General features: G+C 49.4%; 22 protein-coding genes. 18 read left to right on the plus strand and 4 right to left on the minus strand.

Annotated elements, in window-relative coordinates:
* Positions 1 to 8 precede the first annotated feature (8 nt).
* Positions 9 to 980: a calcium/sodium antiporter gene (locus KD147_RS05905; RefSeq protein WP_212547219.1), complete on the minus strand. Its 972-nt coding sequence runs from the start codon at positions 978 to 980 to the stop codon at positions 9 to 11.
* A gap of 203 nt (positions 981 to 1,183) precedes the next feature.
* Between KD147_RS05905 and KD147_RS05910 the strand changes: the two genes are divergently transcribed.
* The 7 genes from KD147_RS05910 to murA are packed head-to-tail and all read left to right on the plus strand — an operon-like array spanning position 1,184 to position 5,836.
* The gene (locus tag KD147_RS05910; RefSeq protein ID WP_105253645.1) at positions 1,184 to 1,978 is read left to right on the plus strand and encodes an ATP-binding cassette domain-containing protein; all 795 of its coding nucleotides are present in this window, start codon (positions 1,184 to 1,186) and stop codon (positions 1,976 to 1,978) included.
* Positions 1,978 to 2,766, plus strand: coding sequence for a lipid asymmetry maintenance ABC transporter permease subunit MlaE (gene mlaE, locus KD147_RS05915; RefSeq protein WP_442792636.1), 789 nt, complete (start codon positions 1,978 to 1,980; stop codon positions 2,764 to 2,766). Before KD147_RS05910 ends, mlaE begins: the two co-directional genes overlap by 1 nt.
* 12 nt (positions 2,767 to 2,778) lie before the next feature.
* Complete coding sequence (gene mlaD, locus KD147_RS05920; protein ID WP_105253646.1) at positions 2,779 to 3,333, plus strand: outer membrane lipid asymmetry maintenance protein MlaD; 555 nt, start codon at positions 2,779 to 2,781, stop codon at positions 3,331 to 3,333.
* 5 nt (positions 3,334 to 3,338) lie between these two features.
* The gene (locus KD147_RS05925) at positions 3,339 to 4,016 is read left to right on the plus strand and encodes an MlaC/ttg2D family ABC transporter substrate-binding protein (protein WP_105253647.1); all 678 of its coding nucleotides are present in this window, start codon (positions 3,339 to 3,341) and stop codon (positions 4,014 to 4,016) included.
* Complete coding sequence (locus tag KD147_RS05930) at positions 4,009 to 4,302, plus strand: STAS domain-containing protein (RefSeq protein ID WP_212547220.1); 294 nt, start codon at positions 4,009 to 4,011, stop codon at positions 4,300 to 4,302. Before KD147_RS05925 ends, KD147_RS05930 begins: the two co-directional genes overlap by 8 nt.
* Before the next feature lie 5 nt (positions 4,303 to 4,307).
* A complete protein-coding gene (locus KD147_RS05935) occupies positions 4,308 to 4,565 on the plus strand; it encodes a BolA family protein (protein ID WP_105253649.1) in 258 nt (85 codons plus the stop codon).
* Between the two features lie 11 nt (positions 4,566 to 4,576).
* Entirely contained in the window at positions 4,577 to 5,836 is a 1,260-nt protein-coding gene (murA, locus tag KD147_RS05940; protein ID WP_105253650.1) for a UDP-N-acetylglucosamine 1-carboxyvinyltransferase, read from the plus strand.
* Between the two features lie 69 nt (positions 5,837 to 5,905).
* Here the strand turns inward: murA and KD147_RS05945 are convergent, their stop codons facing one another.
* From KD147_RS05945 to KD147_RS05955, 3 genes are all read right to left on the minus strand, one after another.
* The gene (locus KD147_RS05945; RefSeq protein ID WP_212547221.1) at positions 5,906 to 6,988 is read right to left on the minus strand and encodes a trypsin-like peptidase domain-containing protein; all 1,083 of its coding nucleotides are present in this window, start codon (positions 6,986 to 6,988) and stop codon (positions 5,906 to 5,908) included.
* A 104-nt stretch (positions 6,989 to 7,092) separates the two neighbouring features.
* The gene (locus KD147_RS05950) at positions 7,093 to 8,445 is read right to left on the minus strand and encodes a DegQ family serine endoprotease (RefSeq protein WP_105253652.1); all 1,353 of its coding nucleotides are present in this window, start codon (positions 8,443 to 8,445) and stop codon (positions 7,093 to 7,095) included.
* Positions 8,446 to 8,565: 120 nt separating this feature from the next.
* Positions 8,566 to 9,018 carry a Z-ring associated ZapG family protein gene (locus tag KD147_RS05955; protein ID WP_212547222.1) on the minus strand — a complete coding sequence of 151 codons (453 nt, stop codon included), beginning with the start codon at positions 9,016 to 9,018 and terminating at the stop codon, positions 8,566 to 8,568.
* A 100-nt stretch (positions 9,019 to 9,118) separates the two neighbouring features.
* Here KD147_RS05955 and zapE point away from each other — a divergent pair, with 100 nt between their 5' ends.
* The 11 genes from zapE (at position 9,119) to KD147_RS06010 (ending at position 18,735) form a co-directional block, all read left to right on the plus strand.
* Complete coding sequence (gene zapE / locus KD147_RS05960; protein WP_212547350.1) at positions 9,119 to 10,207, plus strand: cell division protein ZapE; 1,089 nt, start codon at positions 9,119 to 9,121, stop codon at positions 10,205 to 10,207.
* A 245-nt stretch (positions 10,208 to 10,452) separates the two neighbouring features.
* Positions 10,453 to 10,881, plus strand: coding sequence for a 50S ribosomal protein L13 (gene rplM / locus KD147_RS05965; protein ID WP_105187995.1), 429 nt, complete (start codon positions 10,453 to 10,455; stop codon positions 10,879 to 10,881).
* 13 nt (positions 10,882 to 10,894) lie between these two features.
* Complete coding sequence (gene rpsI / locus KD147_RS05970) at positions 10,895 to 11,284, plus strand: 30S ribosomal protein S9 (RefSeq protein WP_105187994.1); 390 nt, start codon at positions 10,895 to 10,897, stop codon at positions 11,282 to 11,284.
* A gap of 474 nt (positions 11,285 to 11,758) precedes the next feature.
* Entirely contained in the window at positions 11,759 to 12,355 is a 597-nt protein-coding gene (gene petA, locus KD147_RS05975) for a ubiquinol-cytochrome c reductase iron-sulfur subunit (RefSeq protein WP_105253654.1), read from the plus strand.
* Complete coding sequence (locus tag KD147_RS05980; RefSeq protein WP_105187992.1) at positions 12,355 to 13,620, plus strand: cytochrome b; 1,266 nt, start codon at positions 12,355 to 12,357, stop codon at positions 13,618 to 13,620. The genes petA and KD147_RS05980 overlap by 1 nt, the downstream gene beginning before the upstream one ends.
* Entirely contained in the window at positions 13,617 to 14,354 is a 738-nt protein-coding gene (locus tag KD147_RS05985) for a cytochrome c1 (protein WP_105253655.1), read from the plus strand. The genes KD147_RS05980 and KD147_RS05985 overlap by 4 nt, the downstream gene beginning before the upstream one ends.
* 141 nt (positions 14,355 to 14,495) lie before the next feature.
* The gene (sspA, locus tag KD147_RS05990; protein ID WP_105253656.1) at positions 14,496 to 15,122 is read left to right on the plus strand and encodes a stringent starvation protein SspA; all 627 of its coding nucleotides are present in this window, start codon (positions 14,496 to 14,498) and stop codon (positions 15,120 to 15,122) included.
* A complete protein-coding gene (locus KD147_RS05995) occupies positions 15,122 to 15,607 on the plus strand; it encodes a ClpXP protease specificity-enhancing factor (RefSeq protein WP_105253657.1) in 486 nt (161 codons plus the stop codon). The genes sspA and KD147_RS05995 overlap by 1 nt, the downstream gene beginning before the upstream one ends.
* Positions 15,608 to 15,827: 220 nt before the next feature.
* Entirely contained in the window at positions 15,828 to 16,346 is a 519-nt protein-coding gene (aroK, locus tag KD147_RS06000) for a shikimate kinase AroK (protein WP_105187988.1), read from the plus strand.
* 20 nt (positions 16,347 to 16,366) lie between these two features.
* Positions 16,367 to 17,437, plus strand: a complete 1,071-nt coding sequence (gene aroB / locus KD147_RS06005; RefSeq protein ID WP_212547223.1) for a 3-dehydroquinate synthase — start codon at positions 16,367 to 16,369, stop codon at positions 17,435 to 17,437.
* A complete protein-coding gene (locus tag KD147_RS06010) occupies positions 17,437 to 18,735 on the plus strand; it encodes an SPOR domain-containing protein (protein WP_212547224.1) in 1,299 nt (432 codons plus the stop codon). Before aroB ends, KD147_RS06010 begins: the two co-directional genes overlap by 1 nt.
* The last annotated feature ends 25 nt before the right edge of the window (positions 18,736 to 18,760 follow it).

Consider the following 18,760-nt stretch of genomic DNA (forward strand, 5'->3'; position numbering starts at 1 on the left):
CGCTTACTCTATGCTATCTGACTAAAAATATATCCTTGGTAGGCAAAAAATGCGACCAGCAACATGCCTCCTTCTAACCTGTTGATGCGTCGGGCACCACGAAAGTTCAAACTCATAGCGATTAACACTAGGGTCGCGGCGATCATTACCAGGGCGTCGCGGTTGGCCGCAGCAGGGTCAATGACCGCAGGGTTGAGAATACCGGCGATGGAAAGCACGGCAAGGATATTGAATAGGTTTGAACCGACGATATTACCCAGCGCCAGGTCGTCTTCGTTTTTCAACACCCCGGCCACGCAGGCGGCCAGTTCGGGCAAGCTGGTGCCAATGGCGATAATGGTGAGGCCGATTACCAGGTCACTCAGGCCAAAATATTGGGCAATTTCCACCGCCGATGAAACGATAAAATGGGAGCTGAGCGGCAGTAAGATTATGCCGACGACCAGCCATAGGGCGGCGTTTTTGGTGCTTACGCCTTTCGGGATTTCATCGCAGGCTTCGCTGACAAAGGGGTCTTCCTGAGCGTTTTTTTGCTGGCGTGAAATGACGATAAGAAAGGCGATAAAGGCGACAAAACCCACCAATAACAACCAACCTTCGAGCCCAGAAAAATAATTGTCGGTAAACATGAACCAAGCGACGAGGGACACCACCAACACCAGGGGCATTTCACGTTTAAGGGTCACCGAGGACACGGAAAGGGGTCGCAATAAGGCGGTAATACCCAGCACCAGGAGAATATTGGTAATGTTTGAGCCCACTGCATTGCCGACCGCGGTATCGGTTTTATCGGCCATCGCTGCCGATGCTGACACCATCATTTCCGGGGCCGATGAGCCCATGGCGACTACGGTTAAACCTATGATTAAAGCGGGTACGCCAAGGTTACGCGCCAAGGCCGCGGCGCCAAAGACAAAGCGGTCGGCACTCCAAACGAGGGCGACAAAACCGGCGACGAGAATGGCAAAAGAAGTGAGCATGAGTGCAAAGCCAATGAGTTAGAAAAAATACTGGCGCAAATAGTAACAAAAGCCGTTGTAATTGTGTAAAAAAACGCACGTAAATTGTCGCTATTACAGCTTTGTTGAATGATCTTACAAATTTTTACAGATTCTTTTTTCCCTCGGCGCAAAAAAACTTTAAAATGTCGGGTCACATGATAGAAAAATAGTGGGAGAGCGACTTGTCGCAACCAATCGTTGAAATCAAGGATGTTACCTTCAAACGCGCGGAGCGCGTTATCTATCAGAATATGAGCCTAAACATCCCCAAGGGGAAAATCACCGCCATCATGGGGCCCAGCGGCATAGGTAAAACCACCTTGCTGCGACTGATCGGCGGTCAGCTCAAGCCAAATAGTGGCGATATTCTCTTTCAAGGTCAAAGCATTCCCAGCATGAATCGTGCGGCTCTCTACAAGGCGCGCACAAAAATGAGTATGCTGTTCCAAAGTGGCGCCTTATTTACCGATATGTCGGTGTACGACAACATCGCTTTTCCGCTGCGCGAGCATACCCAACTAAGTGAAGAATTAATCCGTCTTATCGTCCTGATGAAGCTGCAAGCCGTGGGTTTGCGTGGTGCTAAAGACTTGATGCCGGCCGAGCTTTCGGGTGGTATGGCTCGTCGTGCCGCACTGGCGCGTGCCATCGCCCTGGACCCGGAATTTATCATGTACGACGAGCCCTTTGCCGGGCAAGACCCTATCTCCATGGGGGTCTTGGTGAAATTGATTAAGTCGCTCAATAACGTGCTGGGCCTGTCTTCTTTGATCGTAACCCATGATGTGCCCGAGGTGATGAGCATCGCCGATCACGTGATTATCATCGCCGAAAAAGGCGTGATCGGTGAGGGCAGTCCGGACGAGCTACGCAAGCATGAATCGCCCTTGGTACAACAGTTTTTACAGGGCTTGTCCGATGGCCCTGTGCCATTTCATTTTGATGCTCAGCCTTATGAGCAGGAGTTATTGTCATAATGTCTGCTTTGCTCGAATTTTGGCAGCGCCTGGGGCATAAAACGCTAAGCCGCTTCGCCTCCATGGGTCGCGCTACTTATATGCTGTTGGGCGCCTTGTTGAGTATGCCCAATTTTCGCAAGGGCACACCGCTGTTGATCCGCCAGCTTTACATGGTGGGTTTTTTATCCCTGATTATTATTGTTGTATCCGGTTTGTTTATCGGCATGGTGCTGGCGCTACAGGGCCATAACGTGCTGGTCGATTATGGTGCCGAGGACAGTTTGGGGCCGCTAGTGGCACTGAGCTTACTGCGTGAATTGGGTCCTGTGGTAACGGCCTTATTATTTGCCGGGCGCGCAGGCAGCGCGCTGACCGCAGAAATTGGCTTAATGAAGGCCACCGAACAGCTTACCAGTTTGGAAATGATGGCAGTGGACCCATTAAAGCGGATTATTGCGCCGCGCTTTTGGGCAGGCATGATCAGCATGCCCGCGCTGGCACTCATCTTCTCTGCGGTGGCCATCCTTGGCGCGCACCTGGTCGGCGTTGATTGGCTTGGTGTTGACCGCGGTAGTTTCTGGTCAATCATGCAAGCCCAGGTTTCGTTTGAGAAAGACATACTCAACGGCATCATTAAAAGCTGTGTATTTGCCTTGTTGGTTACCTGGATAGCCTTGTACAAGGGTTATGACTGCGTACCTACTTCGGAAGGGATCAGCAAAGCGACAACGGAAACCGTTGTCCATTCTTCACTGGCCGTGCTTGGCTTCGATTTTATTTTGACCGCCGTGATGTTTGGCGGCTAAAGGATTAACACCATGAATTCGAGAAAAATTGAAATTTTGGTCGGCTTATTTGTCTCTCTGGGCGTTGCCGCGTTGGTTATGTTGGCACTGAAAGTGGCCAATGCAGGTCTAACCGGCAGTAATGGCACTTATTCATTGCAGGCTAAGTTTGAAAATATAGGATCACTAAAAACCCGTGCACCGATCAAGGTGGGTGGGGTAGTCATTGGCCGTGTTGAAACAATCCAGGTACATCCGAGTGAGTTTGTACCCGTGGTCTATATGGCCATAGACAAAGCCTATGAATGTAAGTTCTCTGATGCCACTTCGGTATCGATTCTTACATCGGGAATTTTAGGTGAGCAATATTTGGGTCTTAACCCGGTGATTGCCAGCAATCAGGCGCAACAAACCTGTTTGGGTAATGCCGTGGCTGAGTCCCAACAAGATGATGAGTTATCGATTGATGCCATCTTTGGAGTGCAGTCAAAAGCGTTAAAGGACGGCGATATGATCACCGATACCAAGTCGGCCTTGGTATTGGAAGAACTAATCGGCCAATTTCTATTCAATCAAGGTAGCGAGTAGTAGTTATGGATAAGGTTTTTAGTTTCTTAGCAGGGTTGTTTTTACTGCTTGCGCCCCAGGTGCAGGCGATGGAAATCGATTTAAGCGACCCTTATATCATGGTGCGCCAGGTTGCGGATAAAACCTTTAAGCGTATTGAGCATGACCAAAGCAAGATTGCCGCCGATAAAGAATACCTTAAGGTGATCGTGGAGGAAGAGCTGCTTCCTTACATCGACTATAAGTATGCTTCTTACCGTGTGTTGGCAAGCTATATCCAAAAAGCCCGTAATATCGAAGATCCGCAAGAGAAAAAGCAGGCCATCGAAAATATTAAGCGCTTTATGGACGTGTTCAGGGATTACCTGGTGACCACCTATGCCGGTGTGTTTACTCAATACACCAACCAAACCGTGGAATTCGATACGGCTAAGGAGTTTGGCGACAATTCGGTGGTGGTGGTGAAAACCACGATTAAAGACCCAGGTAAGCCAGACATTGATATTGGCTTCAAAGTGCGTAAGGATAATAGCAATCAATGGCGCGCTTATGACATGATAGCCGAAGGCATTAGCTTGCTTGATGCTAAACAAAGTGAGCTACATGGCATTTTGCGTCAGGAAGGCATTGAACATGTCATTGATTTACTAGAGAAGAAAAGTAAACTGCCAGTTCAGTTTCGTGGTGAAGGTGGCGATGAGTAGCCTGACCTTATTACAACAAAGTGATGACCAATTTACACTCAGCGGTGAATTAACCCGTTATAGTGTTGCCGATAAAACCTTGGTACAGCAACTGCTCACCAGTAGCAGTGCAACGGTGGCACTGGATTTAAACGACGTGAGTCACGTTGATACCGCTGGGTTGGCCTGGTTGTTAGACAGCTTGTCGCAACTTCATAAGCAAGGTAAAGAGTTGCGATTGCAGCATATCCCTGAACAATTGCAAAAGTTGATGCAGTTGGGTCAGGTCGACAATATATTTGAGTGAGAGTAATGCAAAGCAGTCAAGTTGAAGCTTTATTGAAAGAAGAGCTAGGGCTCGAAGAAGTAATCGTTAAAGTTGAAGGTACCCACTATCAGGTGATTGCCGTGGGTGACTGCTTTGACGGGTTAACCCCGGTCAAAAAACAGCAGTTAGTGTATAAGCCGCTGATGGAACAAATCTCAGACGGTACCATCCACGCTGTTTCTATTCGTGCCTTTACGCCGGATCAATGGCAGCGCGAACGCAAATTTATCCTACCGCAATAACGGGCTTAGCAATGGACCATTTTATTATTCAAGGTGGCACGCCGTTAAGCGGTGAGGTGACCATTTCCGGGGCGAAGAATGCCGCCCTGCCGATTCTTTTTGCGGCCCTGTTAGCGGACTCCAAAAGCTGTTTTAGCAATGTCCCTAAATTACGCGATATCAATACCACCGAAGCCCTGCTTAAAGAGCTGGGTGCCGAGGTGTATTGGCAAGACGATAATCTGATTGTCGACGGTGGCACCGTTGACAACATCTTGGCGCCGTATGAACTGGTAAAACAGATGCGAGCTTCGGTATTGGCGCTAGGCCCCTTATTGGCCCGTTTTGGCAAAGCTCAAGTGTCTTTGCCCGGCGGTTGTGCCATCGGTGCCCGCCCCGTCGATATCCATATTCAAGGCATGCGCCGCATGGGTGCGCAGATTGAGGTGGAAAATGGCTATATTCACGCCCAGGTAGACGGTCGCCTAAAAGGGGCGGAAATCTTTATGGACACCGTGAGCGTTGGAGCTACGGAAAACCTGCTGATGGCGGCAACTCTGGCGGAAGGTAAAACGGTATTGGAAAATGCCGCCCGCGAACCCGAAATCAGCGACTTGGCAAAATACCTTAACAACATGGGTGCTAAGATCAGCGGTGCCGGCACCAGCCGCATCGAGATTGAAGGGGTTGAGCGTCTAGGCGGTTGTGAACATGCCATCTTGCCCGATCGCATCGAAACCGGCACCTTCTTGGTGGCTGCGGCCATGGCTAAAGGCGATATCCTGTGTAAGAACACGGATTACATGAGCCTAGAGCCGGTCATTGAAAAGCTACGCGAAGCCAATGCTCATATAGAGGTCACAGAGAATACAATTTATCTGGATATGCGCGATCGCGAATTGAAAGCGGTAAACATTAAAACCTTGCCGCACCCAGGTTTCCCGACCGATATGCAGGCCCAGTTCACCGCTTTGAACGTGGTTGCTAAGGGCAGCGCTACCATCACGGAAACTATCTTTGAAAACCGCTTTATGCATGTGCCTGAGTTACAGCGTATGGGCGCTGACATTCGTCTTGAGGGCAATACCGCTATTTGTGGCGATACCCCTAAGTTGAGTGGTGCACGGGTGATGGCCACGGATCTACGCGCCTCGGCCAGTTTGATCCTGACCGGCATCATTGCCGAAGGGGAAACCCGAGTCGACCGCATCTATCACGTTGATAGAGGCTATGAGCATATCGAAGACAAGCTTACTGCGTTAGGCGCCAACATCAAGCGCGTAAGCGAGTAACAGTAAGACAATAAAAAAAGCTGCCAGATGGCAGCTTTTTTTATATCAATAGCATTAGATGCGTGGCTATTACATGCGCGTTTCGAGCTCGGCCACGGTAACCGTAAGCTTATGTAGCTCGCCATCGCGGTAGAGCTCAACCTCAAGCTCGGTGCCCGGGTTGGTATTGGCGATACGCTCCAGGCTTTGCTGAATATTACTGACCGAGTGACCGCCCATACGAATCACGATATCGCCTTCCTTTATACCCGCCTGCCAAGCCGGCCCTAAGGGGTCGAGCTTATTAATGCGCATACCGGCGATGGCCATTTTATTATTGGTAACGTCGCGCCCTTGTTTATCGACGGCGGTCACATCCATGCCCATATAACCGCGCACCACGCGGCCATAGCGGATCAGCTTGTCCATTACATCCTTGGCCAAGGAATAGGGCACCGCAAAAAAGATACCTTGAATATCCAGGTTACTGCGGGTCTTAAACTGGGCCGAGGTAATACCGACCAGATCGCCATGGGAGTTAACCAAGGCGCCGCCGGAGTTGCCGACATTAATGGCGGCGTCCATCTGCAAGAGACTGGAGTGCGAGCTGTCGGTGAGGCGTTGCTTACCCGTGGCACTGATGATGCCCTGGGTAATGGTCTGCCCTAGGTTTAGTGGATTACCTATGGCCAGGACCACATCGCCTACCTGGGGTGAAAAGGCTTCATCAATGGGAATGGTGGGCAGGTTTTGTGCTTTTATTTTTAATAAGGCCAGATCGGTGACGGTATCGAAACCCACCAGTTGTACATCACTAAAGTGGCGGCCATCGCTTAGCATCACCATGATCACATCGGCGCTGTTGATAACGTGATAGTTGGTAAGAATATAGCCATCGGTGCTCATCAATACACCAGAACCAATTTCCGACACCGTGCTTTGCTGTTGCATATAGCGTGGCTGGGTGGAAATACGTTCGGAATACACAGTGACCACGGCGGGAGCCGCGCGCTTTACGGCGGTGGCATAGCTCATATGCGAGCCGCTAAAGCCGTCGCTTGCCAACAGCGGCAGTAGGGCATCCCGTAGCGAGGGGGTAGCCAACACCATAATAAAGGCGAGCCCCAAACCGCTTAGCAGCGGCACGAGCACAAATCTGATTTGTTTTAGCACGTAATTAATAATTATTATTAGTTAGTTGAATTAACAATGATGGCACAGAAGTAACAACAGCGGCAAGGGCGCCGCTGTTGAATTGTGATATGTAGAGACCGCACTTATTGTATTGGTGCGAAGAAGGTGCTGTTACCGCGCCGCACCACGAGGACGATATTGCCGCGGATCTCGGCAATGGTACTGCTTAACTCGCGCACCGTTTCCACGCGCTGACGATTCACCTGGGTGATGACATCCCCTTCCTCTAAGCCGATACGGGCGGCTACCGAGCGGGGGTCGACGCTGTTGACTATCACGCCTTTAACGCCGTTACGTTTGCCGGACTCGAGCTCGGCACCGGCCAGGGCCGGGTGCACTTCCGCCGCTTCTTTGGCAATATCACCGGCGGCGGCCAGGGTGACCTCCACCTCGATTTCATCGCCATCACGATAGAGGCCGATTTCCACTTCTTTACCTTCACCCAGGGTTGCAATCTTGCCCTGTAACTCCTGGAAGCTGCGAATATCATTGCCGTTTACGCTGATGATCACGTCGCCGGCCTTAATGCCTGCTTTTTCTGCTGCCGAGTCTTCGACCACGCGTTCCACCATGGCACCGCGCTTCACATCCAGGTCCAGTGCTTCGGCGTAACCGGCATCCAGCGTGCGTCCGGAGATCCCCAGTGAGCCACGGCGTACCTGGCCAAACTCAATAATTTGATCGACCAGATTTTTCATCATGTTCGAGGGAATGGCAAAGCCGATGCCCACGTTGCCGCCTGAGGCACCGAGGATGGCGGTGTTGATGCCGATCAGCTCACCCTTAAGGTTCACTAGGGCACCACCTGAGTTACCCTGGTTGATGGCGGCATCGGTTTGAATAAAGTCTTCGTACCCTTCGATATTAAGACCACTGCGGCCCAGGGCGCTGACGATACCCGAGGTGACCGTATGGCTCAAACCAAATGGGTTACCTATGGCCACGGAGAAGTCGCCGACGCGTAATTTGTCTGAGTCGGCCAGTTTAATTTCGGTCAGGTCTTTGCCCTCAATTTGCAAGAGGGCAATATCCGACTCCTTATCGGCCCCGATCAATTTGGCGGCAAACTCGCGACCATCTTCTAAGGTCACCAGCATTTCTTCGGCATCGTCAATAACATGGTTGTTGGTGACGATATAACCGTCGTCGGCATCGATAATTACGCCCGAGCCTAAGCCACTAAAGGGGCGCTTTTGTGAGCGGGGCTGCGGGCGGCCAAAGAAAAAGTCGAATGGGTCGACACGACCACGAACTTCCTTGGAGCCGGAGACACGAATACTGACAACACCCGGTGTGACACGCTCCAGCATGGGTGCTAGGGTGGGGAGTTGTTGGCCATCAACGGCGACGGGTAATTTTGCCTCGGCAAGACCGGGCTGCATAAAGAGGGTGGCCGATAAAATTGCGGCGCTAAGAACGGATAACTTCATTTTCATAGTATAGACAAACTCCAAAAGAGAGGGCTGCGGGGCAGCCCGGTACCTATAAAGCTATTTTCTATACTGACTATGGGGACGCTGATTTAGTTCCTCAAGGGTAGAACGACTGCTTAATTATCAAGCAGATTGTCTTTGTTCAGTGTCTTTTTTCTCGTCTCGAAACAGTCCGGATTCACCGGCGGCATAGTCGGTTGGTTGACTGTCGTGAACTATGTTGCTTGAATGGCGCTCGGGGCGTTGACTCAAGGACGCCTGCAACTGCTCCGTGGTTTCTTTGGAGAAAAACGGCTGACTATCATCCAGGTCTTTTTTGCTCAGCAATAAATGATCGCTTTGCTGTACATGGTGAGCTAACTGCTCATAGTTGTCTTTAAGCTTATTGATCAGTTTGTTGGTGCTGTCTAGGTGATCGGCAACATCCTGGCGATATTGCTCCAGCTCACTTTGTGCTTTTTCAGCTTGTTGTTCCAATTCTTCCTGTTTAAAGCGTTTTTTTGTAAACCAGCCGCCAACAAAGAAGCTGCCTGCGGCGATAATGATTACCACCCCTATCCAAGTGATTGTGGACATAGATTTCCCCTTATGAAAACTTTCCTAGCCAAATATACGCTTTGTTATGAGCCGTGTTAAGATAGCGCGAAAATTTACCTCTTTGTACGCCGTTACTATCATGACACCTTGGCAAAAATACCAACAAGACTTACAGCGTGACGACTTTCTCTATGATGCCGCTCAGGAAAATGCCGTAAGGCACCTGCAAAGGCTGTTCGATGATATGGTCGCGCAACCGTCAAAGCCGGCCGGTTTATTCGCAAGACTCTTCTCCAAGGATAGCACGAAGACCATTAAAGGGCTTTATTTTTGGGGTGGCGTTGGCCGTGGTAAGACCTACCTGGTAGATACCTTTTATGAAGCCTTGCCCACGGAACGCAAAATGCGCGTGCACTTTCACCGCTTTATGCACAGGGTTCATCATGAATTAAAACAATTACAAGAGGTTAAGAATCCTCTTTTGGTGGTGGCCGATAAGCTTAAAAGCGAAACGGATATCATTTGTTTTGATGAATTTTTCGTCCAGGATATTACCGATGCCATGCTTTTGGGGGGCTTAATGGAGGCCTTATTCGAGCGCGGTATCATCTTGGTGGCGACATCGAATATTGTCCCCGACGACTTGTATAAAAACGGTCTACAACGAGCGCGTTTCCTGCCCGCCATTGAGTTGGTAAAAGCCAATACCGAGGTGGTAAACGTTGATTCTGGGGTCGATTACCGTTTGCGTACCCTGGAACAGGCGGAGATTTTTCACAGCCCCTTGGACGAACAGGCGGATAAAAACCTCTTTGCTTATTTTGAGCAGCTGTCGCCGGAACCCGGACGCGCCGATGAAGAAATCGAAATCGAAGGGCGGATGATACGCACCCGCATGGTCAGTGACTGTATCGTGATGTTTGATTTTGAACAGTTGTGCGAGAGCGCACGTTCACAAGTCGATTACATGGAGATCTCGCGCTTGTATAACACGGTGCTATTGGCTAATGTGAAGCAGATGGGCCAGCATAATGACGATGCGGCGCGCCGCTTTATCGCCCTGGTCGATGAATTTTATGAGCGCAACGTCACCTTGATCATCTCCGCAGAGGCGCCCATCGAGCAGCTATACAGCGATGGGCGACTGAACTTTGAGTTCAAACGTTGCATTAGCCGCTTGCAGGAAATGCAGTCGCACGAATACCTAAAACGCCCTCATTTGGCCTGATCTCGGCGGCGTGTTATGTCGCCGCTACCTTTCGCCTAGAAAGCGCACAAAAAAACAGCGAAGCAGTGGTAATCCTTAAGGTGCTCTGGTATACTCCCGCGCCTACCACTTGCCGTTCTACCTCGGTATGTTTAGCCACTACTGAGGGTTAAGTCTTAAACTCGAAGGGGTTGAAGCACATTTAATAGAGCAGCAGAAAGATTTCTGCTTGTGGTTTTATAATTGTAAACATTGGATTTTTATAAATGAAAACGTTTGTTGCTAAGCCAGAATCAGTAAAACGTGACTGGTACGTAGTTGACGCTGAAGGTAAAACTTTAGGTCGTATCGCTACTGAGATCGCTCGTCGCCTGCGCGGTAAGCATAAAGCTGAGTATACTCCTCACGTCGATACTGGTGATTACATCATCGTTATCAACGCGGAAAAAGTAACCGTAACTGGTAACAAGACTCAAGACAAAATGTACTACGCACACACTGGCTTCCCAGGTGGCCTTAAGTCTATCAACTTCGAGAAACTTCAAGCTAAAAAGCCTGAAATGATCATCGAAAAAGCTGTTAAAGGCATGCTTCCACGCGGTCCTCTTGGCCGTGCAATGTACCGTAAGCTTAAAGTTTACGCAGGTACCGAGCATAACCACGCTGCACAACAGCCTCAGGTTCTAGACATTTAAGGAGCACTAACTCATGGCAAATCAATACTACGGTACAGGTCGTCGTAAAAGTTCAAGTGCTCGCGTTTTCTTACGCCCAGGCACTGGCAACATCGTAATCAATCAACGTTCTATCGAAGAATATTTCGGTCGTGAAACTTCTCGCATGGTTGTTCGTCAGCCTCTAGAGCTAGTTGAAATGATTGAAAAGTTTGACCTTTACATCACTGTTGAAGGTGGTGGTACTACTGGTCAAGCTGGTGCTATCCGTCACGGTATCACTCGTGCGCTTATGGAGTTCGATGAGTCACTTCGTCCTACTCTACGTAAAGCTGGCTTTGTTACTCGCGACGCTCGTAAAGTTGAGCGTAAGAAAGTGGGTCTTAAGAAAGCACGTAAGAAAACACAGTTCTCGAAGCGTTAATTTATTACGTATCCAGAATTACAAAACCCGGCTTTGCCTTTGGCAAACCGGGTTTTTTATTGCCTGTGGTAGGCTAAGGGACAACTTCATTCGCGTCCCCCGCGAATATTTCATAAATTCCCCGATTTAATGCAAATCTAGCCGATAATCTTGAGAAAATTTTGCTACAATTGCCGGGCAAATAAACTAATGAAGTGATTTTAAACTACTTTGCTGGCTGGACCTTGATCTTTATCAGCGTCGGTGGCGAGTGTTTGCGATAACATAAACGGCACTGCTTGATAATCGAATACGCTTTTTAACCCTGACTCAGTCGCTGAGTGGGTGCTTATTCGACTGTGAAACAGTGAATAACCTTGTTTTAATCAAGGCTTTTATTTATGATCGCTTCTATTTTGTAACTTCAAAAATTAACCTGCTGTAACTGATGTTCTCAATATAGCAAGTGTTGAGAATCATAGTGGAGATAAGTGGATGAGCAATGCGCCTGTAGACAACAGCCGACGCCGCTTTTTGACCATTGCTACCTCTGTTGTAGGTGGTGTGGGTGCGGTTGGAGCTGCTGTTCCTTTTATTGCGTCTTGGAACCCTAGTGAAAGAGCTAAATCTGCGGGTGCCCCCGTAGAAGTGGATATTTCTAAGCTAGAGCCAGGACAACTAATCCGTGTTGAATGGCGAGGAAAACCTGTTTGGGTTATCTCGCGTACGCCGGAAATGCTAGAACAACTAAAAGCACACGAAGACAAACTTCGTGATCCTCAGTCTGTAGAACCGCAACAGCCTGAGTTTGCTAAGAACGAATTCCGTTCCATCAAAGAAACTATCTTTGTGGCAGTGGGTATTTGTACTCACCTGGGTTGTTCTCCTAGCTTCCTACAAGGTGGCTTTGGTGAGAAAGTGGAAGGCACAGACGATGGTTTCTTCTGTCCATGTCATGGTTCTAAATTTGATATGGCCGGTCGTGTATTCCAGTCGGTTCCAGCTCCGCTAAACCTAGAGATCCCTCCTTATTACTTCATTGATGACACTACTATTCTAGTTGGTGGTGAGAAAGGCGAAGGGGCAGCATAATGTTTGGCAATATTATCAACTGGATTGATGAACGTATTCCCATGACGCGCGTCTGGAATATGCACATCGCACAATATCCCGCACCGAAAAACTTTAACTTCTGGTACTTCTTTGGCTCGCTAGCCATGCTAGTACTAGTAAACCAGATCGTTACTGGTATCTGGCTAACCATGAACTTCGTTCCTTCAGCCGAAGGTGCGTTTGCTTCCGTTGAATACATCATGCGTGACGTAGAATACGGTTGGTTGCTGCGTTATCTCCACTCTACTGGCGCCTCGGCGTTCTTCGTAGTGGTTTATTTGCACATGTTCCGTGGCATGATCTACGGTTCATACCAGAAGCCGCGTGAGTTACTGTGGCTATTCGGTATGTTTATCTTCCTTGCACTAATGGCCGAAGCCTTCATGGGTTATCTACTTCCTTGGGGTCAGATGTCATTCTGGGGTGCACAGGTAATTATCTCACTATTTGGTGCGATTCCGGTGATCGGTGATGACCTAACACTGTGGATCCGTGGTGACTACGTAATCTCGGGTGCGACGCTTAACCGCTTCTTCGCCCTACACGTAATCGCGCTACCACTTGTACTTGTTATCCTAGTGTTCTTACACATTGTTGCGCTGCACGAAGTGGGTTCAAACAACCCAGACGGTGTTGAAATCAAGCGTAAGAAAGGTACGGTTGCCGAAGAAGACAAGCCTAAATTCAAGTTCCACGAATATTACACCAACAAGAAAGACATTGTTGATGCGATTCCTTTCCACCCTTATTACACGGTGAAAGATATCGTTGGTGTGGTTGGCTTCTTAATCCTGTTTTGTTACGTGGTGTTCTTCGCGCCGGCGATGGGTGGTTTCTTCCTTGAAGCGCCTAACTTCGAAGCGGCTAACCCACTGAAGACGCCTGAGCACATCTTCCCGGTTTGGTACTTCACGCCTTTCTATGCGATTCTGCGTGCGATTCCAGACAAGCTGATGGGTGTAATCGCCATGGGTGCGTCAATTGTAGTGCTAGCGCTTCTACCTTGGATTGACCGTGGTAAGGTTCGCTCTATTCGTTACCGTTGTGGTTTCCACAAGCTGAACATCGCTCAGTTCGTTGTAACCTTCGTTATCCTTGGTTGGGTAGGTGCGACACCACAAACTGACTTCAAAACGATTTTGTCGCAGATTTGTACAGTTACTTACTTTATGTTCTTCGTGCTACTGTTCTTCTACTCTAAGAACGAGAAGACTAAGCCATTGCCAGAGAGGTTGACGAAGTGATGAAAAAACTAGTTATCGGTTTATTCGCATTGCTGCCAACACTATCAATGGCAGCGGGTCCTGCGATGCCTTTGCAAGAAGCAAACATCGACCTAACGGACCAAGCATCATTACAACGCGGTGCTAAGCTATTTATGAACTACTGCCTTGGTTGTCACCAGATGCAGTACCAGCGTTATGAGCGTACTTTCCGCGATATCGGTATTCCTACCGATATCGGCCAGGAATCGCTTATTTTCGATGGTTCGAAAGTAGGTAGCCATATCAAGAACGCGATGGATAAAGATGACGCAGCCAAATGGTTTGGTGCTGCGCCACCGGATTTAACACTGATTTCACGTGTTAAATCACCTGACTACATCTACACGTACTTAAAGTCGTTCTATAAAGATGAGTCACGTCCATTTGGCGTAAACAACATCGTGTTCCCTTCAGTAGGTATGCCACACGTTCTGCAAGAGCTTCAGGGCCTACCAACGCCGGTTGTTGAAGAAGTAGAAGAACATGGTAAAACAGTAACGAAAGTGGTTGCGACCGAAACCGATGGTAGCGGTGAAATGAGCGTTGACGAGTACGACCAAGCTGCTCGTGACCTTGCTAATTTCATGGCCTACGTGGGTGAGCCTTCGCGATTAGATTCAGAGTCATTAGGTATCAAGGTAATTGGTTTCCTAATCATCCTCTTTATCTTTGCTTTCTTACTGAAGAAAGAATACTGGCGTGATGTTCATTAATTAGAATAATCAACCAGTTAACTCAATAGGGGCGCATGCCCCTATTGCCGTTTAAAGTCATTGCTGTGAATTTAGCCAGGCTAGGCACAAAGATGACGCAAAAAGTATGTTGTACTTTGTGATTTTTTAATGGAGGTAGGCATGGCCGTTGCTGCCAATAAACGCCCTGTAATGACGCTGTTTTCCGGCGCGAATTGTATGTACAGCCATCAAGTTCGTATTGTTTTGGCTGAAAAAGGGGTGAGCGTGGATATCCATTTGGCGGAGAAAGATAACCTGCCAGAAGCATTACACGAAATTAACCCATACGGTACAGTTCCTACTTTGATCGATCGTGAGCTAGGTCTATACCAGGCTAACATCATCATGGAATATTTGGATGAGCGCTTCCCGCACCCTCCATTAATGCCTGTATACCCTGTTATGCGTGGTCGCAGCCGCTTAATGATGCACCGCATTGAAACCGACTGGTATTCGCTAGCCGCGAAGATCATGGCCGGTGGTAGCGATGCCGAGCAAGCGCGCAAAGAGTTGACCGAAGCATTATTAGCGGTAGCACCTATTTTCAATGAAGCACCATACTTTATGAGCGAAGAGTTCAGTCTAGTAGACTGCTACCTGGCGCCACTATTATGGCGTTTACCTGAGCTGGGTATTGAGCTCGGTGGTGCCGGCAGTAAAGAGCTGAAAGAGTACATGATTCGCTTGTTCGAGCGTGAATCGTTCCAAGCATCATTGACTGAAGCAGAACGTGAGATTCGTCTCTAATGACACCTAACAGACCTTATCTGCTACGTGCCTTTTACGATTGGATAGTCGACAACCAGTGCACACCGCACCTGGTTGTTGATGCCGAGTTCGCTCAGGTGCAAGTGCCGACCCAATTTGTTCAAGATGGGCAAATTGTGTTGAACATTAGCCCGAGCGCCGTAACGCAATTTTCCATGGATAACCGAGCCTTGACCTTCAACGCTCGCTTTGGTGGTCAGCCCATGCAGGTCTATGTGCCCATGGGAGCAGTGTTGGCCATCTATGCCCGTGAAAATGGCGAAGGCACCGTATTTACTCAAGAAGAGTTATACGAGGAGCAGGATCGTTCTGATGAGGCAGTACAATCAACTGCCGAGTCTGAGCCGCAGCAACCGCAGGCCGGGCTCGAGGCAATTGACAATCCAAACCCACACGCAAGCCGTGATAACAGTCAGGAAGACGGCAAAGGCAAAAAAGCGAATCACTTAAAAGTGATTAAGTAGCCTGATCATCAGCGGCAAAAATAACGATCCATGGTCAGCCCGGCACACCGCCTAAGACTATGGATTGCTATTTAACTGACCGACCGCCCACTGTGATTATTTGCAGTATTATGCTTGAAAACAGGCATAAATTACTGAGATAATCTCCCCCTTGAATTTTGGGGCCAGTCGCGAGGCGGGGTTTTATTTCAAATTTTAGAGTTCGTTTGTACTAAAAGATATGGCTGAGAAACGTAATATATTTCTAGTGGGTCCTATGGGGGCCGGAAAGAGCACAATTGGTCGCCACATTGCAGACCAACTACACCTTGAGTTTTATGACTCGGATAACGAAATTGAGCGCCGTACCGGTGCCGACATCGCGTGGGTGTTTGATATCGAAGGCGAAGACGGTTTCCGTCGTCGCGAAGAAGCGGTGATCACAGATCTAACCGAGCTTCAGGGTATCGTATTAGCAACAGGTGGTGGCTCAGTAGTCAGTAAAGAAGTACGCAACAAACTGTCTGCACGCGGTATCGTGGTATACCTTGAGACCCCAATTGAAAAACAAGTCGCTCGTACCCAGCGTGATAAACGACGCCCGCTACTGCAAACAGAAGAAGCGCCGCAACACGTGTTGGAGCGTCTAGCCGAAGAGCGTAATCCGCTGTATCAAGAAATCGCCGACTTTGTTGTGCGTACCGATGAGCAGAGCGCGAAAGTCGTGGCTAACCAAATCATCGAGAAGCTTAACTTCTAAATATCCAAGGAGAATTGCGCATGCTGGAACTCAATGTTGAACTCGGTGAGCGCAGTTATCCCATCTTTATTGGTAACGAGTTAATGTGCGACGGTGCGCGCCTTCAGCAATATGTGGGCGAACGTCGCGCAGTTATCGTTACCAATGAAACCATTGCCCCTTTATACCTCGACACCCTGATTGCCAGCCTGGCAGATAATGATCCTCTTGTGTTCGTAATGCCCGACGGTGAGCAATACAAAACATTGGAGTGGTTTGAGCGTATTAATGCCTTTTTACTTGAGCATAATTGTGGTCGCGACACCACTTTAGTCGCCCTGGGCGGCGGGGTGATTGGCGATCTTACCGGTTTTGTGGCCGCTTGTTATCAACGTGGCGTGCCTTTTGTGCAAATCCCCACAACCTTGTTATCCCAGGTTGATTCATCCGTGGGCGGAAAAACCGCTGTTAATCACCCGCTGGGCAAGAATATGATCGGCGCCTTCTATCAGCCGCAGGCGGTGTTTATCGATACCGCTGCGCTGGCAAGTTTACCTGCCAAAGAATTCGCCGCCGGTATGGCCGAGGTCATTAAATACGGCTTGATCCACGATCTCGAGTTGTTCGAGTTGCTTGAGCGCAATGTCGAAGAAATCAAAGCGCTGGATGCACAGCTCTTACCTCGGGTGATTCAACGTTGTTGTGCCATTAAGGCGGAGATAGTGGCGGCAGACGAAAAGGAAGCCGGGCTAAGGGCCTTGCTTAATTTAGGCCACACCTTTGGGCATGCCATTGAGGCACAAATGGGTTATGGCGCCTGGCTTCATGGTGAAGCGGTCGCGGTCGGCATGGTGTTGGCGGCGAAGCTGGCGCACAGCCGTGGCAAGCTCACTGAAGGCGAACTTAAGCGTATTATTGCTCTGCTGCAAGCTTATGATTTGCCAGTGCAAATACCCGATGATATGACCTCTGCGCAGTTTATTACTCATATGCGCAAGGACAAGAAAAACAAAGCTGGTCGTATCCGCTTTATTCTTCCAAGTCAGTTCGGACGTTGTGAGCTGGTCGACGATGTCAGCGACGCCGAGCTAGAGACCTTGCTCGCCCACTAATGCAATCGCCAATTCTGCCATCACGGGCGGCGCTGGCGAAGCGCATCGCCTTACAGTTCAGCTATGGACAAAACCTTATTCACCTGGTGGGCGGCAGTGGCTTAGGAAAAAGCTACCTGCTGGAACATTTCGTTACCGACCACTATGAGTCCTTCTATAAGGCGTATATTCAAGTTACCGCACACAGCAGCGATGACCAGCTGCAAACCCAAGTGCTAGAGCATAGCTTTGCGTCGCCGTTGATCGATTTGGCGTTGCCACTGCGCGAGAACTTTTTGCGTCTGCTCGAGGAGCAGGGCGAGCGGCCGCTTTTATGGGTGTTTGATAACGCCAAACAGCTGTCGGAAGAGTTTATCGCCGAGTTGCACTATCTGGCGCGCTCGGCACCGGGAACCCTCTATATTCTCTGTGCGTCATCGCAAGCTGGGTTGCTCAGCGAGGCCATAGATATCCACTTGGAGCCTTTATCCGGGCATGAGAGCGAGCGCCTGTTAGGTTACTTTTATGGGCAGTTACCCCGTCCAGAAGACCCTGTTTTTGCAGAGTTTTTGCGTCAATGTGGTGGCAACCCAGCGTTATTATTGCAATGGCAAAATGAGCAGCAAATGCCAACGCAGACGCCGAAAACCTCCCTATGGTGGTGGCTGGCTCCGGCGATAGGTGTGGTGCTGATACTGGCCCTTGGGCTTGGCTATCGTTATTGGCCCAGTGCCGCAAACGAGGGGGAGCAGCCCGCTGAGGTACTGGCCGACAGCAGGGTTTCCACTGCGGTCCTTGCTTCCACGCCATTGCCCCACACAGTGTCAGCCGACCCGGCAGAGCCCGAATCGGAAGCGCCGGTAGAAGTTGATGAGCCACCCAGCGATAAACACAGTACCGAGTCCACGAATGCGGCCGCCGTACTCCTGGCCTTAGAGGGCCCAGAGGCACTTAACACGCCGAAGAGCGAAGACCTGGATGCAGAGCCTCAGGCGACAGAGACAGAGCTGCCATTCGATCATCAATGGTATCTAGCTCAGGACGAACAGCTTTGGGTGTGGCAGTTGACCATTATGTCGCAACCGCAACAAATCGAGGCCTATATTCGCCAGCACCAGCTTATAGATGAGGTGCACCATTATTATCGCGCCGATAAAGGCTGGTATATTGTTACCTGGGCACAGGCTGTACCCAAAGAACAGCTTGATCAGCAGTTAAGGGCGATACGCGCAAAAATTGATGGCGCACAGCCTTACGGCAAACAAATAGCAAAGATAAAAGCGGAGATAAACTCGCCACAAGCCCCAGAATTGCGGTAGAATTTGGCGTTGACCCAGGCGTATG

Source organism: Pseudoalteromonas sp. BDTF-M6 (genome assembly GCF_018334135.1).
Taxonomy (GTDB): Bacteria; Pseudomonadota; Gammaproteobacteria; order Enterobacterales; family Alteromonadaceae; genus Pseudoalteromonas.

Bases quoted from the DNA above. Each gene is read 5' to 3' on its own strand.
- KD147_RS05925 (WP_105253647.1), top strand. From the start codon at position 3,339: ATGGATAAGGTTTTTAGTTTCTTAGCAGGGTTGTTTTTACTGCTTGCG.
- aroB (WP_212547223.1), top strand. From the start codon at position 16,367: ATGCTGGAACTCAATGTTGAACTCGGTGAGCGCAGTTATCCCATCTTT.
- KD147_RS05930 (WP_212547220.1), top strand. From the start codon at position 4,009: ATGAGTAGCCTGACCTTATTACAACAAAGTGATGACCAATTTACACTC.
- petA (WP_105253654.1), top strand. From the start codon at position 11,759: ATGAGCAATGCGCCTGTAGACAACAGCCGACGCCGCTTTTTGACCATT.
- rpsI (WP_105187994.1), top strand. From the start codon at position 10,895: ATGGCAAATCAATACTACGGTACAGGTCGTCGTAAAAGTTCAAGTGCT.
- KD147_RS06010 (WP_212547224.1), top strand. From the start codon at position 17,437: ATGCAATCGCCAATTCTGCCATCACGGGCGGCGCTGGCGAAGCGCATC.
- KD147_RS05905 (WP_212547219.1), bottom strand. From the start codon at position 980: ATGCTCACTTCTTTTGCCATTCTCGTCGCCGGTTTTGTCGCCCTCGTT.
- KD147_RS05950 (WP_105253652.1), bottom strand. From the start codon at position 8,445: ATGAAAATGAAGTTATCCGTTCTTAGCGCCGCAATTTTATCGGCCACC.
- mlaE (WP_442792636.1), top strand. From the start codon at position 1,978: ATGTCTGCTTTGCTCGAATTTTGGCAGCGCCTGGGGCATAAAACGCTA.
- aroK (WP_105187988.1), top strand. From the start codon at position 15,828: ATGGCTGAGAAACGTAATATATTTCTAGTGGGTCCTATGGGGGCCGGA.
- zapE (WP_212547350.1), top strand. From the start codon at position 9,119: ATGACACCTTGGCAAAAATACCAACAAGACTTACAGCGTGACGACTTT.
- sspA (WP_105253656.1), top strand. From the start codon at position 14,496: ATGGCCGTTGCTGCCAATAAACGCCCTGTAATGACGCTGTTTTCCGGC.
- KD147_RS05980 (WP_105187992.1), top strand. From the start codon at position 12,355: ATGTTTGGCAATATTATCAACTGGATTGATGAACGTATTCCCATGACG.
- KD147_RS05935 (WP_105253649.1), top strand. From the start codon at position 4,308: ATGCAAAGCAGTCAAGTTGAAGCTTTATTGAAAGAAGAGCTAGGGCTC.
- KD147_RS05995 (WP_105253657.1), top strand. From the start codon at position 15,122: ATGACACCTAACAGACCTTATCTGCTACGTGCCTTTTACGATTGGATA.
- murA (WP_105253650.1), top strand. From the start codon at position 4,577: ATGGACCATTTTATTATTCAAGGTGGCACGCCGTTAAGCGGTGAGGTG.
- rplM (WP_105187995.1), top strand. From the start codon at position 10,453: ATGAAAACGTTTGTTGCTAAGCCAGAATCAGTAAAACGTGACTGGTAC.
- mlaD (WP_105253646.1), top strand. From the start codon at position 2,779: ATGAATTCGAGAAAAATTGAAATTTTGGTCGGCTTATTTGTCTCTCTG.
- KD147_RS05955 (WP_212547222.1), bottom strand. From the start codon at position 9,018: ATGTCCACAATCACTTGGATAGGGGTGGTAATCATTATCGCCGCAGGC.